The sequence below is a fragment of the Lentzea sp. NPDC020367 genome (assembly GCF_044387305.1).
Taxonomy (GTDB): domain Bacteria; phylum Actinomycetota; class Actinomycetes; order Mycobacteriales; family Pseudonocardiaceae; genus Lentzea.
Genome location: NZ_JBIRVV010000005.1, coordinates 1 through 14,156 on the forward strand (window position 1 = coordinate 1; position 14,156 = coordinate 14,156).

9 protein-coding genes are annotated in these 14,156 nt (G+C 68.5%); 4 read left to right on the top strand and 5 right to left on the bottom strand.

Annotated elements, in window-relative coordinates; all coding sequences use genetic code 11:
• Positions 1 to 448: 448 nt before the first annotated feature.
• The gene (locus ACH413_RS21710; protein WP_360037291.1) at positions 449 to 3,979 is read right to left on the bottom strand and encodes an FkbM family methyltransferase; all 3,531 of its coding nucleotides are present in this window, start codon (positions 3,977 to 3,979) and stop codon (positions 449 to 451) included.
• Between the two features lie 18 nt (positions 3,980 to 3,997).
• Positions 3,998 to 5,341 carry a glutamine synthetase family protein gene (locus ACH413_RS21715; protein ID WP_360037294.1) on the bottom strand — a complete coding sequence of 448 codons (1,344 nt, stop codon included), beginning with the start codon at positions 5,339 to 5,341 and terminating at the stop codon, positions 3,998 to 4,000.
• A 41-nt stretch (positions 5,342 to 5,382) separates the two neighbouring features.
• On the opposite strand from ACH413_RS21715, the gene ACH413_RS21720 reads away from it, so the two are divergent.
• Both ACH413_RS21720 and ACH413_RS21725 read left to right on the top strand, forming a co-directional pair.
• Positions 5,383 to 6,018: an LppX_LprAFG lipoprotein gene (locus tag ACH413_RS21720; protein ID WP_360037297.1), complete on the top strand. Its 636-nt coding sequence runs from the start codon at positions 5,383 to 5,385 to the stop codon at positions 6,016 to 6,018.
• Positions 6,018 to 7,490, top strand: coding sequence for an MFS transporter (locus ACH413_RS21725; RefSeq protein WP_360037300.1), 1,473 nt, complete (start codon positions 6,018 to 6,020; stop codon positions 7,488 to 7,490). Before ACH413_RS21720 ends, ACH413_RS21725 begins: the two co-directional genes overlap by 1 nt.
• Positions 7,491 to 7,498: 8 nt before the next feature.
• Here the strand turns inward: ACH413_RS21725 and ACH413_RS21730 are convergent, their stop codons facing one another.
• Positions 7,499 to 9,022 carry an alpha/beta hydrolase gene (locus tag ACH413_RS21730; protein ID WP_360037303.1) on the bottom strand — a complete coding sequence of 508 codons (1,524 nt, stop codon included), beginning with the start codon at positions 9,020 to 9,022 and terminating at the stop codon, positions 7,499 to 7,501.
• Positions 9,022 to 10,584: an alpha/beta hydrolase gene (locus ACH413_RS21735; RefSeq protein WP_360037306.1), complete on the bottom strand. Its 1,563-nt coding sequence runs from the start codon at positions 10,582 to 10,584 to the stop codon at positions 9,022 to 9,024. The genes ACH413_RS21730 and ACH413_RS21735 overlap by 1 nt, the downstream gene beginning before the upstream one ends.
• Positions 10,585 to 10,613: 29 nt before the next feature.
• Between ACH413_RS21735 and ACH413_RS21740 the strand changes: the two genes are divergently transcribed.
• A complete protein-coding gene (locus tag ACH413_RS21740) occupies positions 10,614 to 12,326 on the top strand; it encodes an NAD+ synthase (RefSeq protein ID WP_360037308.1) in 1,713 nt (570 codons plus the stop codon).
• Here ACH413_RS21740 and ACH413_RS21745 read toward each other — a convergent pair.
• Positions 12,301 to 12,780 (bottom strand): hypothetical protein, encoded by a 480-nt coding sequence (locus tag ACH413_RS21745; RefSeq protein ID WP_360037310.1) that lies wholly within the window; start codon positions 12,778 to 12,780, stop codon positions 12,301 to 12,303. The two genes, ACH413_RS21740 and ACH413_RS21745, sit on opposite strands and share 26 nt — an antisense overlap.
• Before the next feature lie 183 nt (positions 12,781 to 12,963).
• Between ACH413_RS21745 and ACH413_RS21750 the strand changes: the two genes are divergently transcribed.
• Positions 12,964 to 14,154: a sensor domain-containing protein gene (locus ACH413_RS21750; protein WP_360037312.1), complete on the top strand. Its 1,191-nt coding sequence runs from the start codon at positions 12,964 to 12,966 to the stop codon at positions 14,152 to 14,154.
• Positions 14,155 to 14,156: the final 2 nt, after the last annotated feature.

The window sequence follows — 14,156 nt, forward strand, 5'->3', positions numbered from 1 at the left end:
TAGTCTTGCCTCAAAGGAACTACCTCGACGAGGAGGTAATTCATATATTACTGGCTGTGTTTCGGCACGCTGTTGAGTTCTCAAAGAACACGCGCTCACCGGTTCCAGTCTCCGTTTCCGGAGGCTTTCTCTCGGGGCTTGTGTTGAAAGCTTAGCCAGTTCGTTTTCGCTTTGTCAAATCGGCGACAGTGGCAATCACTGGGGCGATTCAGGCTCTGCGCAAACTCGCTTCGCATTCAGTTTTTTGCTTGGTTCAGAAGTTATCTGAGTGGCTTTCCCGGTGTCAAATCGGGGTCATTTTCAGATCCCGGACAGCACGTTAGGCCGTTCATTTACTTCTGGGGGTTTGACGCCGTGAGACTTTACCCGGCCCGATCCGCGGTGTCAACCGCTCGTTCCGGGGTCTCGCTTGCGACTTGGAGAAAGTTACTGATGGGGACGATCAAAGTCAAATCGCCTGGTCAGCGGGCTGCTTGATCGGCACGGACGGCGAAGGGGCAGCCGGCTTGGCCCCGACCGGACGCGGTCGCAGCCACAAGGTGATGGAACGAAGTCCCTCCATCGCCCGCACGATCTGGTCCGGCGCGGCGGGCTGACGGGTCGCCACCGGCACCAGGTCGTAGCCCCAGACGCCGAACTCCTTGAGGACCGTCACCGGATCGTCACCGAAGTCCGCCGTCGACGTCGCGGAGAACTCGAGGAACACGTGCGGCCTGTCGCGACGCAACAACCGGACGAGTCCCGCGAGAGCGCGATGCCCACGTCCAGGCGTGTCGACCTTGACGACGGAAAGCTTCATCCCCTGCACGAGGGCGATCTCTTCGAGCGCCTTGTCCAGGCGCACGGACTTCACCCGTGCCACGTCTTCCCCGGCATCGGCGGCCAGCGGCGACACCGACACACCACCGGTCAGCGTCGGCGACACCGCCAGCTCGCCCGCGCTCTCCCACGCGGCGCCCTCGACCACGGTCATCCGATCGGCGACCGCGGCGGGAAGGTTCGCCGTGACGTTGTGCCTCAAGAGCGCGGCGGCGGACGCGTCCGGTTCGACGGCGACAACGGCGCCCATCAAGCCGAGCCGCGACAACACCCGAATCGAGTGATAGCCGACGTACGCGCCGACGTCGAGGAAGATCCCGTCCGGTTCCAGCACGGAGTCGAGCAGTTCCGCGAGTTCCGGCTCCCACACGCCGTTGGACGACAACAGCGGAAGCATGAACGCGTCGTCGGAGGGCAGCCGCATCATGCCCGCGTCGCACAACACCAGCGACGAACGCACGGCAGGCGCGTCACCAGCGTTCTCGTGCTGACGAACGACCACGCGCCGCAACGCGTCCGCGGTCTGTTGTGCCTGATGGGCGGTGCGCAGAGCGGCGTCCAGGCGGGTGTCGCGCTCGCGGAACACCTCGACGACCTTCGACTCGAGCGAGTCGATCCGGTCCAGCGTCCGGTCGAGGGCGACGGTCAGCTTGTCGATCCGCTCGGCCAGGACCTCGTCCGACTTCGCGCGCTTGGCCGCCTCGGCGACGACCGCGTCCTCGACGTCGCGCTGCCGGCGGCCCTGCCCGGCCATGTCGGCGCGCACGCGCACGACCCCGTCGTCGACGCCGATCAGCTGGTCGGCGAAGTGCGACTGCCGTTGCGCGACCTGCTCGACCTCGGCACGGAGCAGTTCCAGTTCGCCGGCACCGACGCCGGCCTTCAGCGCGTCCTGCCGGTTGACCAGCTCGGACACCGTGCGCTCGACCCCGTCGATCAGGGTGTGCAGCACCTGGCGCATGTGGTTGTCGTAGTGGTCCAGCGCGCGCAGCACGACCTTGCGCAGCGCGGGTGCCATCGGCGTCCGATGTGGGCCGTCCACGGTCGGTTGCCGCAGTAACGCGTGCTTGGCCGACTGCAGCGCGAGCATCGGGTCGACCTCGGCCTTCGGCTTCGGCCGGCGTGCCCGCCATCCCCGGTACGCGTGCTCGACGCGTTCACGGAGAACTTCGGCCACGCGTGCGACTGAGCGCACGGACAACACGTGCTCACGTCCGGCCGCACCGAGCGCCTCGGCCGTGGGCAGGTCATCTGCCAATGAACGCAGCAACTTCGCGGCGGCCTGCACATCGGGTTCGGCGCCCTGGTGGCACGGCACGAGAACCGCCGTCTTGCCGAACAGCTCGGCAACGGCGCCGTGGTCCGACGCGACGACGGGAACGCCTCGCACGGCCAGCTCAGCCAGACGCAACGCGATCCGGTCGTCCGCCCCACCGCGGTGCAACGACACGACGGCATCGGCGACCGCGGCCACGTCGAGGTCGTCGATCAAAGAAATCCGCTGGTCAGAGCCCGTGGCGAGGCGCAGTCGCTCGGCCGCCTCCGGGTGCTCGACGGCGCCGGACACCGCGATCCGCAGTTCGACGTCGGTGCGGTCGGGGAACGCGGTCAGGAACGCCGACACGGCGCCCAGCACGTTGCCGGGCCTGTCCAGTTCGTGGTCCGCGAGCGCCGCGAACACCACCACTTCGCCGGATTCGTGCTCACGTGCGCCAACGTCGTGCACGGGCACAGGCACCACACGCACGATGGGACCGCCGATGCGTTCGGCGGCGGCACGCGACACGTCAGATGAAAGCCAGAGTTCGTTCACGCCCGTGCGGTCGTCCGCAGCCGTGGCGTCCAACGCGACGTCGACGACGAACCGTCCGGCTGGCACCTCGTCCCACGAAGAAGCACGCACCACGACGGGATAGCCGGCGGCGGCCGACACGGGAAGTCCGGACGCACGCGCGGCGGCGAGCATCAGCTCGGCCAGTGGTCCCGAGCCCACGACGGACACGCCGAGCTGGTCGAGCAGCGCCGGGCCTTCCGAGCGGGGCTGCGGCACGGCGGGCGCGGGCAACCGTCCGGAAGCGACACCCACCCCGGAGCACCACTCACGCCAGGCGTCGGCGTCCGCGGCGAACGGCGCCGGGAACTGCTGCTGCAGCGAGGCGTCCGCACGCCACACCGCGTCGGCCCAGCGCGTACCACCGTGCTCGGTCGCCTCGCACGCCCACATGAGGAATCCGCCGCCACCGTCCTCACCGAACGCCGGCGGCGGCGTCAGCAGGGAGGCCCGGTAGTCGGCGCGCAGCTCGGACGGGATCTGGGTCCCGTCGATCAGGGAGTCGAACCGGTACGGCACGGGGGCCGCGGACCAGCCGCTGCGCACCAGTTCGGCGCGGTACGCCTGGCAGAGCTCGGCGACCTCGGGGTGCTCCGACAGCAGCACGCGGGGACGTTCCGCGAAGTCGGCCGACAGCAGCCAGGGCCGACGTGGGTCGAAGCCGCGGAAGTGCACGGTCAGCAGGTCCTGGCCGACCACGGCCAGCGAACCGGACTCGGTGCGGTGCAACGGCCTGTCCGCGACGTTCCACACGGACAACCCGAGCCGTGCGTCGCGCACGACGAAGTGCGGCACGATCGCGGGCATGTCCAAAGAGGTCAGGTAGGGCTCGGAACCCTTGCCGACCGCGATGAACCCGGGGTCGAACGCACCCTGGTCGTGCAGGTCGGCGGGTCCGGGCTGCAGACCGTCGGACGGCAACGGCCGCAACGTGCGAGGCAGCATCACGACCGGTGCGGTGCGCAAGGCCTCCAGCACGAGCTTCGTCAGCGACCCGAACACCTGCACCCACGGATCGAGGTACAGCACGGGCATGCCCTGCGACAGCAACGCCTCCAGCAGCCGCGGCACGATCGCGGCCTTCAGCTCCGCGGCGTCGAGCGACGTCGCGAGCACGTGCAGCTCGTCCTCGGTGACACCGATCTCCATCGGCGTGATCAGCCCGGGCCCCGTGTGCTCCGGCTGCGCGTCGACGATCAGCGCGACGAACCGGCCCTCGGGGTGCTCCGCGAGGAACGAGCTGGACAGGACCTTGACCGCGGGCAGCTCCGCCGCCGTGGCGACGGTGCACGCGCAGATCGTCGGCTGGAACTCGGGTACCTCAGTCACGGAGAGCACGTATCTGCCTCACAGCATGGGAAGAAGAGTGCGCAACTCGTACGGGGTGACGCTTCGACGGTACGCGTCCCACTCCGTCCTCTTGTTGCGCAGGAAGAAGTCGTAGACGTGCTCGCCGAGCGCCTCGGGAAGCAGCTCCGAGTTCTCCATCTCGGTCAGCGCCTCGCCGAGGTTCTGCGGCAGGTTCGAGTATCCCGCCGCACGACGCTCGCGGTCCGTCAGCGACCACACGTCGTCCTCGGCGGGCGGCGGCAGCTCGTAGCCCTTTTCGATGCCCTTGAGGCCGGCGGCCAGGATCACCGAGTAGGCCAGGTACGGGTTGCACGCGGAGTCCAGCGAACGGATCTCGACGCGGCGCGACGACGACTTGCCCGGCGAGTACATGGGCACACGGACCAATGCCGAGCGGTTCGCGTGACCCCAGCACACGGCCGTGGGGGCTTCACCGCCGACGATCAGCCTCTTGTAGGAGTTGACCCACTGGTTCGTGACGCCGGAGATCTCGCGCGCGTGCTTGAGGATGCCCGCGACGAACTGCTTGCCGATGTCGGAGAGCTGGTACGGGTCCTCGTCGTCGTAGAACGCGTTGCGGTCGCCCTCGAACAGCGAGAAGTGCGTGTGCATGCCCGAGCCCGGCTGGTCCGAGAACGGCTTGGGCATGAACGAGGCGCGCACGCGTTGCGTGATCGCGACCTCCTTCACCACGTAGCGGAACGTCATGACGTTGTCCGCCATGGTCAGCGCGTCGGCGTAGCGCAGGTCGATCTCCTGCTGGCCGGGCGCGCCCTCGTGGTGGCTGAACTCGACGGAGATGCCCATGGCCTCCAGCGCCTCGATGGCGTGGCGGCGGAAGTGCGTGGCGGTCTCGTGCGAGGTCTGGTCGAAGAACCCGCCGTTGTCGGCGGGGATCGGCTCGCTCCCGTCGCCGGGCAGGTCCTTGAGCAGGAAGAACTCGATCTCGGGGTGCACGTAGCAGGTGAACCCGGCCTCGCTGGCCTTCGACAGCGTGCGGCGCAGCACGTGGCGCGGGTCGGCCCACGACGGGGAACCGTCCGGCATGGTGATGTCGCAGAACATGCGCGCGGAGTAGTTGGTGCCCTCCGGCGTCTGCCACGGCAGCACCTGGAACGTGCCGGGGTCCGGCTTCGCGACCATGTCCGACTCGTAGACGCGGGCGAAACCCTCGATCGCCGAGCCGTCGAACCCGATGCCCTCGCTGAAGGCGCCCTCGAGCTCGGCCGGTGCGACCGCCACGGACTTCAAGAAGCCCAGGACGTCCGTGAACCAGAGCCGGACGAACCGGATGTCGCGTTCCTCTAGCGTGCGGAGCACGAACTCCTGCTGGCGGTCCATAGGGCGCAGCTTAAGGGCTCGGGACTCTCTACGATCAACGCATGTCCGCCCGTTGGTTGTTGGTTTGCGCACTCGCCCTGCTCACGAGCTGCACGTCCGGGGGAGATCTCCCCGATGGTGCGACCTTGCTCTCGAAATCGGCCGAGTCGATGCGCTCGGTCAAGAGCGTCCACTTCACCATCAAGGTCGACGGTGAGCTGCCGGACGTGCCGGTGAAGGAGGCCGACGGCGACCTCACCTCGGCAGGCGACTCCAAGGGCACCGCGAAGGTGACTTTCGGCGGGCAGCTGCTGTCCATCGAGTACGTCCTGACCGGCGGAAACCTGCACTTCAAGGGCCCGACCGGCGGGTTCACCAAGCTGCCGGCGGCGTTCGCGGGCCAGGTGTACGACCCGTCCGCGATCCTGAACCCGGACAAGGGCGTCGCGAAGGTGCTCGCCTCCTCCAAGGACGCGAAGACCAAGTCGTCCGGTGACGTGTCGGTGGTCGAGGCGACGGTGCCGAAGGACGTGGCGGCCGGGCTGGTGCCGGGCATCTCCGCGGACGTGAAGGCGACGTTCTCGATCGACAAGGACAACAAGCTCAAGAGCGCGTTGTTCGAGCTTCCCGCTGGTCAGAAGGTCGACATCGGGCTGACCGACTTCGACAAGGCCGTCACGGTCACGGCGCCTGCCTAATGCGCAAGATCGCTCTGGCCGCGTCCGGCGCGGCTGTCCTGTTGGGCGCGCTCGACGCGTACGTCGTCGTCGGTGTGCTCACGGACATGGTGCGCGACCTGGGCATCGCGGTGAACGAGCTGGAGCAGGCGACGCCAATCGTCACCGGGTACCTGCTCGGGTACGTGGCGGGCATGCCGTTGCTCGGGCAGCTGTCGGACCGGCTCGGGCGGCGGTTCGTGCTGCAGATCTCGCTGCTCGGGTTCCTGGTGGGCTCGGTGATCACGGCGCTGGCGGCGGACGTGCCGCTGCTGGTGCTGGGCCGGGTGGTGCAGGGCCTGGCCGGTGGCGCGTTGCTGCCGGTGACGATGGCGCTGGTCGCGGACCTGTGGGAGGAGCAACGGCGGTCGTCCGCGCTCGGGACCGTTGGTGCCGCTCAGGAGTTGGGGTCTGTTCTCGGCACGCTGTACGGCATCGCGGTGGCGTCGCTGTTCAACGCCATGCCGTTGTTCGAGGCATGGGAACCGCAGAGCTGGCGGTGGATTTTCTGGGTGAACATCCCGTTGGCGGTCATCGCGATGGTGATCGTGCAACGGTCCGTGCCGAACACACGGCGCGAGGTGCGCATCGACGTGGTGGGCGGGGTGTTGCTCGCCCTGGCGTTGTCGTTGCTGGTCGTGGCGCTCTACAACCCGACGCCCGCCGAGTCCGTGCTGCCGTCGTGGGGCTGGCCGACGCTCATCGCGGCGTTCGTCGTGCTGGGCGGCTTCTTCTTGTGGGAACGCCGTAGTGCCGTGCGGCTCATCGATCCCGACGGTGTGCAGTGGCGGCCGTTCTGGGCCGTGCTCGGGGTGTCGCTGGCCGCCGGTGCCGCGTTGATGGTGACGCTGGTCGACGTGGAGTTGTTCGCGCAGACCGTGTTGCGCCGCGACTCGGCGGCCGCAGCGACGTTGCTGACGCGGTTCCTGATCGCGTTGCCGGTCGGCGCCGTCCTGGGTGGATTCCTCGCGTCACGGCTCGGCGACCGCTGGGTGTCCTTCGGTGGACTCGCGCTGGCGTCGGTGTCGTACGTGTTCATCGCGCAGTGGCCCGCTGACGTCAGTGGGCTCGTGCTCACGCGTGACCTGGCCATCGCCGGTTTCGGGCTGGGCCTGGTCATCGCGCCGTTGTCCGGTGCTGTGCTGCGGGTGGTGCCCGCCGTGCGTCACGGCGTGGCGTCGGCGTTCGTCGTCGTCGCGCGCATGACGGGCATGCTCGTCGGCGTGGCGGCGTTGTCCGCGTGGGGACTTCACCGGTTCCGCGAGCTCACGGCAGGCCTGAACACGCCGCTGCCGTTCGGCGTCGAACCCGCTGAGTTCCAGCGGCAGATGGCCGAGTACCAACGCGGGCTCACCGAGGCGCTGCTCACCGAGTACCACGAGATCTTCCTGATCACGGCGGTGATTTGCGCGCTCGGAGCGCTGGGTTCGGTCCTCCTGCCCAGAAAGGGTTGAACTGAGCGTCAGCAGACGGAGTCTGTTTCGGGCAGTCTCAGGTCCGCCAAGTAGTTCGTGCCCACGGTGTCCACGCAGTTGATGCCCGCGAGGAACGCCGTGTGCTGGTTTCCGTTGTACGTCAGCAAACGCGCGCCCAATGCCCGTGAGAGGTCCACGCCGGACTGGTAGGGCGTCGCCGGGTCACCGGTCGTCGACACCACCAGCACCTGCGGTAGCCCGTTCACGTTCGGCGGATGCGGTTCCGACGTGTGCGGGGCCGGCCAGAACGCGCACGGGCCGAGCGCCGTCTCGTCGGTGGGGATCGTGTCGTTGCCGAGCAGTTCCAACAGCCTCCGACGGTTGGACTCCAGGGTCGCCCGGTCCTTGATCGGCGGTTCGTCGACGCAGCGGATGGCCACGAACGCGTCCTGGATGCGGCTGTAGGTGCCGTCCTGGGCGCGGCCGAGGTACTGGTCGGCGAGCTGCAGCAGGGTGGTGCCCTTGTTCTGCCGCAGTTCCTGGAGGCCCTTGAGCGCGGTCTCCCACAGCCGGTCGGTGTACATCGCCTGGATGATGGCGGTGTTCGCGTCCGAGTGGGACAGCTTGCGGTCGCCGACCTGCATCGGGGTCTTCTTGAGCGGCTCGATCATCTGCCGGAACTTGGACTCCGCCGTGGCCGCGTCCCTCCCGATAGGACAGTCGCGTTGCGCGCACCAGCCGGCGAACCGCTGGAACGACTCCTCGAAGCCCTGCGCCTGACGGGCCGACGCCGCCACCTTGTCGCCGTCGACCTCCACCGCGCCGTCGAGCACCATCGCGCGCACGTTGCGAGGGAACATCTCGGCGTACAAGGTGCCGATGCGCGTGCCGTAGGAGTAGCCGAGGTAGCTCAGCTTCTTCTCCCCCAGGGCCGCGCGCAGCACGTCGACGTCGCGCACGACGTCACGCGTGCCGACGTTGCGCAGCAGATCGATGCCGCTGCGTTCGGCACAGCGGTCGACGAAGAACTTGTTCTCCTGCTCGGTCTGGTTCGCGCTCTCGCCCTTGGGCCGCAGCCGTTGCGCGTCGCGTTCCGCGTCGGTCAGGCACTGGACGCGGGGCTGGCTCGCCCCCACGCCGCGCGGGTCGAAACCCACCACGTCGAACCTCTTGCCGACCGGGTTGTTCGCCTGCATGTTCGCGACGTGCGACATGCCCGAACCTCCCGGACCGCCGGGGTTCAGCACCAGGGAACCGACCCTCCGGTCCTTCTCGGTGGCGGGCCGGCGCAGCAGTCCTACGGTGATCGTTCCCGCGTCCGGCTTCTCGTAGATGAGCGGAACCTGCAGACGCGCGCATTGGATGCCCTCGCGCTCGTACAGGGTCTTGCTCTTCGCATCGGTCGCGTAGGGCTGGCACGCACCCCACGACAACACCTGCGAGTAGAAGCGCTCGATGCCCTTGCGGCCGGCGACGGGCGAGCCGTCGATGCGCGCGAAGGACGTGGACGTACCGAGCAGAACGATCAAGGCGAACAAGGCCGCGGTGACTCGGGATCGCCTCTTCGTCATTAGGCGCACCGGGTTCCGTCGGCGGGCAAAGTCTGGTCCACCAGGTACTTCACACCTGCGGCGTCCACGCACCGGTCACCCTGCAGGAAGACCGTGTGCTGGACGCCTTCGAACGTGAGCAACCGCGAGTTGAGCGCTTTGGCCAGGTTCACGCCTGCCTCGTACGGCGTCGCGGGGTCGCCGGTCGTGGAGATGACCAGCAGCGGCGGGATGCCGTCGGCCTTGGGTGGCGCGATGGTGGCGCTCACCGGCGCGGGCCAGAACGAGCACGCGTCGAGGGCCGCGCCCGGCGGGTTGCCGTCGTCGAGGAACGGCGCCGCCGCCTTGTACTGCTTCGCGGTCTCGAGCAGGGCGTTCTTGTCCGTCAGCCGTGCGTCGTCCACGCAGTGCACTGCGTTGAACGCGTCGGTGATGGTCGAGTAGTTGCCCTGCTCGTCACGGTCGTAGTACGCGTCGGCGAGGGCCAGCAGCCTGCTGCCCTTGCCGTTCTTCAGCTCCTGGAGGCCGTCCAGCAGGATCGGCCAGAGCTGTTCCGAGTACATCGCCTGGATCGCGGCGGTGATGGCGTCGTTGTAGGACAGCTTGCGATCACCCACGCCGACCGGCTTCTGGATCAACGGGGTGGTCAGCTGGCGGAAGCTCGCGTTCGCGTCGTCGCCGAGAGGGCAGTCCTTCTTCCCTCTGCACCACTTCACGAACTCGTCGAAGGCCTTCTGGAAGCCGGCTGCCTGGGCGACCAGCGACGCGAGCTGGTCCTGGGTGGGGTCGACTGCGCCGTCGAGGATCAGTGCGCGCACGTTCTGGGGGAAGGTCTCGGCGTACTCAGTGCCTATCCGGGTGCCGTACGAGTACCCGACGTAGCTCAGCTTCGCGTCGCCGAGCGCAGAGCGGAGGACATCCATGTCCTTAACTACGTCCCGCGTGCCCAAGTTGGCGAGCATTGATGCACCGAATTTTGTCTCGGCGGCACACTTCTCGGCATATGACCGGTTCTCTTGCTCCGTTTGGGCGATTCCGGCCGGACTCGTGTCCACATCGAGGTCCAAACGCTCCGCGTCGCGCTCCGGTCCGGTCAGACATTTGACCGCCGGCTCGCTCGCGCCGATGCCCCTCGGGTCGAATCCGACGAGATCGAACTTCGCCGCGAGGTCGGTCTTGCGGTACTCGGTGATCATGCCCGCGGCCGACGCCATGCCGGACGCGCCGGGGCCGCCGGGGTTGGTGAGCAACGAGCCGATCTTCTGCCCGGTGGCCTTGTACCGGAGGACGCCGATCGTGATCGTGTCGCCGGTCGGCTTGCCGTAGTCGAGGGGAACCCTCAGACGCGTGCACTCGACGTCGCGCTTGGTGCCGTACGCGTCCCTGCTGGACCCGGTGGTGGCATAGGGAGCGCAGTCCTCCCAGCCCAGCTTTTGGCCGTAGAACTCCTCCAGACCGGCGGGCACGGTGCCGGCCGGGCCCGTCTTCTCGAAGATGACGCCGGGCTTGGACGTCCCTTCGATGATCGACGTGCACGACGCGAGCAGCGGAATGACGAGCAACACGCTCAAGAGACGGGCCACAGCCCGATCGTATGGGAGATGATGAGGGCATGCCGCAGCTTCGGATCGCGCTCGCCCAGGTCAACGCCACTGTTGGTGACCTTGCCGGCAATTCGTCGTTGGTCGTGGAGTGGACGCGCAAGTCCCGTGAGGGCGGCGCTCACCTCGTCGTGTTCCCCGAGATGGTGCTGACCGGCTACCCGGTCGAGGACCTGGCGATCCGCACGTCGTTCGCCCGCGCGTCCGGCGAGGCCCTGCAGACGCTGGCGGGGTCGCTGGAAGCCGCGGGCCTGGGCGACATCGCCGCCGTCGTCGGGTACCTGGAGCACGACTCCGTCGGCCCGCGCAACGCCGTCGCCGTGCTGCACGGCGGCCGGGTCGTCGCGCGGCAGAACAAGCACCACCTGCCGAACTACGGGGTGTTCGACGAGCGCCGGTACTTCAAGCCGGGTTCGTCGCTGGACGTCGTGCGGATCAACGGTGTCGAGGTCGGCATGGTGATCTGCGAGGACCTGTGGCAGGACGGCGGCCCGATCACCGCCCTCGGCAACGCCGGGGTCGACCTGGTGGTCTCGCCCAACGCCTCGCCGTACGAGCGCAACAAGGACGACCAGCGGCTGCCGTTGGTCGCACGCCGGGCGGCCGAAGCCGGCGCGCCCCTCGCCTACTGCAACCTGGTCGGCGGCCAGGACGAGCTGGTGTTCGACGGCGACTCGCTCGTCGTGGCGGCCGACGGCCAGCTGATCGGGCGCGCGCCGCAGTTCGTCGAGCACCTGATGTTCGCGGACTTCGACCTGCCAGGCGGCCGCGACTACCAGGACGGCCAGATCGGCGACTTCTCCGTGCGCCGCGTGTTCCTGTCTGACGCGGTTCCGGCCTACGAGCCGTTGCCCGCACCGCGCGTGTTCGAGCCTCTGTCCGATGAGGCAGAGGTGTGGCACGCGCTGGTCACCGGCCTGCGCGACTACGTGCACAAGAACGGCTTCCGGTCCGTGGTGCTCGGTCTGTCCGGTGGCATCGACTCCGCCGTGGTGGCTTCTCTGGCCGTGGACGCTCTCGGCGCCGACTCGGTCTACGGCGTCTCGATGCCGTCCTCCTACTCGTCCGAGCACTCGCGTTCGGACGCCTCCGACATGGCCGCGCGCACGGGCCTGCACTTCACCACCGAGCCGATCGGCGAGATGGTGTCGACGTACGTCTCGCAGCTGAAGCTGACCGGCCTGGCCGAGGAGAACATCCAGGCCCGTTGCCGCGGCATGCTGCTGATGGCGTTGTCGAACCAGAACGGCCACCTGGTCCTCGCGACCGGCAACAAGTCCGAGCTCGCCGTCGGCTACTCGACCATCTACGGCGACGCGGTCGGCGGCTACGCCCCGATCAAGGACGTGCTGAAGACCCTGGTCTGGGACCTCGCCAAGTGGCGCAACGCCGAGGCCGAGAAGCGCGGCGAGACCCCGCCCATCCCGGAGAACTCGATCTCCAAGCCGCCGTCGGCCGAACTGCGCCCCGGCCAGGTCGACACCGACTCGCTGCCGGACTACGAGATCCTCGACGCCCTGCTGGACGACTACGTCCACGGCGACCGCGGGTACGACGACCTGCTGGCCGCCGGGCACTCGCCGGAACTCGTCGACCGGGTGCTGCGGATGGTCGACAAGGCCGAGTACAAGCGCCGGCAGTACCCGCCGGGCACGAAGATCTCGAACAAGGCTTTTGGGCGGGACCGCCGGCTGCCGATCACGAACGGATGGCGCGAGGGCTGAGCAGCCCCACGTCAGGGACGCCGTCGTAGATCCGGACGAAGCTCGCCCCCGAGATGGTGGAATGGACGGCGACGAGCTGATCATCGCCCCGCCACCAGTTGTTCGCCATTCCGTGCACCTCGGGGATCGGCTCGAAGCCGGTCAGGTCGATCTCGGCTGCCACGGCGACGCGCTTGGCGAGCGAGGACGCGTGGTACTCCAGTGCGAGGGACTCGATCCATCCTTCGACACGGGTGTGCAGCGGCACCCATCCCAGGGTGCCGAGCCCGAACTCGCCGTCCGGGCCGATCTCGAAGGAGTACGGGACCGCAGACCGCGGGTCGCCAGCGTCGAACCTCCACCTTCCGTCAGGTGACCGCGTCGGCTCGTCGGCCGCAAACCACCTCGGGCCGCCGTCGTAGCCGAGGGCGGGAGGCAGGGCGAGGCCGCCCCAGCGCCGGTCGAACTCCACCATCCGATCGACCTCCGTCGCGGGCACTCCGGAGTCGAGCCCGCTGCCGGTACTGCTCCGCGGGCGTGTGCTCGACTTTGTGCCCATGTGCCTGGACGAAGTAGCGCGCCCGCTTGCTGAGGTGATTCACGGGAGTGGAGTCTGCTCTACCGCGCCGCACCTGGTCAGACCGCTACGTTTGCCCGTATGAAACGGATTTGGGCGGCGCTGGTCTACCTCGCGAGCGGCCTGTTGACGGCCATCGCGTCGTGGCTCGCCATCGGCGTCCTGCTGCTGTCCGTGGTCGTGCTGCCGTTGCTGCCGATCACCGCGCCCTGGATCCGGCGGATCGTGGACCTCGACCGCCGGCGGCTCGCGCGGTTCACCGGGGTCGAGATGCAGTCGCCGCCGCCGCTGGACGGGCCGTGGCTGCATCGCGCGCAACGAGTTCTGGCCGAGCCGGACAGCCGTCGTGACGGGATCTGGCTGATCAGCCACGCCCTGTTCGGGACGCTGTTCGGAGCGGTCGCGATCGGGATCCCCGGAGCGCTGGTGCAGCAGCCGGTGACCCTGCTGTTCTGGTGGACCGTTCCCGGCGGGATGGAGAGCTCGTTCGGGGTGCACGTCGACTCGTGGGGCATGGCGCTGCTGAGCGTGCCGATCGGGATCGTGCTCGCGCTGATCGTGGCCCAGTTGCCGCGGCTGGCCCTGCTGGACGCGAGGTGGGCCGGGAAGTTGCTGGCACCGCCCAAGGCGTCGCTGGAGAAGCGGCTGGCCGAGGTCGTGGCCACGCGGGCGGCGGCGTTGCAGGCGCACGGGGCGGAGCTGCGGCGGATCGAGCGGAATCTGCACGACGGGACGCAGAACAAGCTGGTCGGCGTGGTCATGATGCTCGGGATCGCGGAGCGGACGCTCAAGCAGAACCCGGACAACGCGGCTCAGGCGCTGCTCAGGGCGCAGGACGCGGCGGGCGACGCGTTGGAGGAGCTTCGGAACGTCGTGCGGAGCATTCATCCGCCGGTGCTGGAGGATCTGGGACTGGACGGGGCGATCCAGGCGCTGGCGGCGCGGTGCCCGGTGCCGTGCGTGCTCACGGCCGAGCACCTCGGGCGGTTGCCCGCGGCGGTGGAGGCGGCGGCGTACTTCGCGGTCGCCGAGGCGCTCACGAACGTGGCCAAGCACAGTGGCGCGAGGCATGCCTGGGTCAGTCTTGGCGTGAAGGATGATCAGCTCACCGTTCTCGTGCACGACGACGGCAAGGGTGGCGCGGACGAGAAGCAGGGGACCGGGTTGGACGGCATTCGTGGCAGGGTCGGGGCGCTGGACGGCAGCGCGGACGTGAGCAGTCCCGAGGGTGGGCCCACCGTGCTCACCGTCGTGCTGCCGGTGGGGAGGTGACC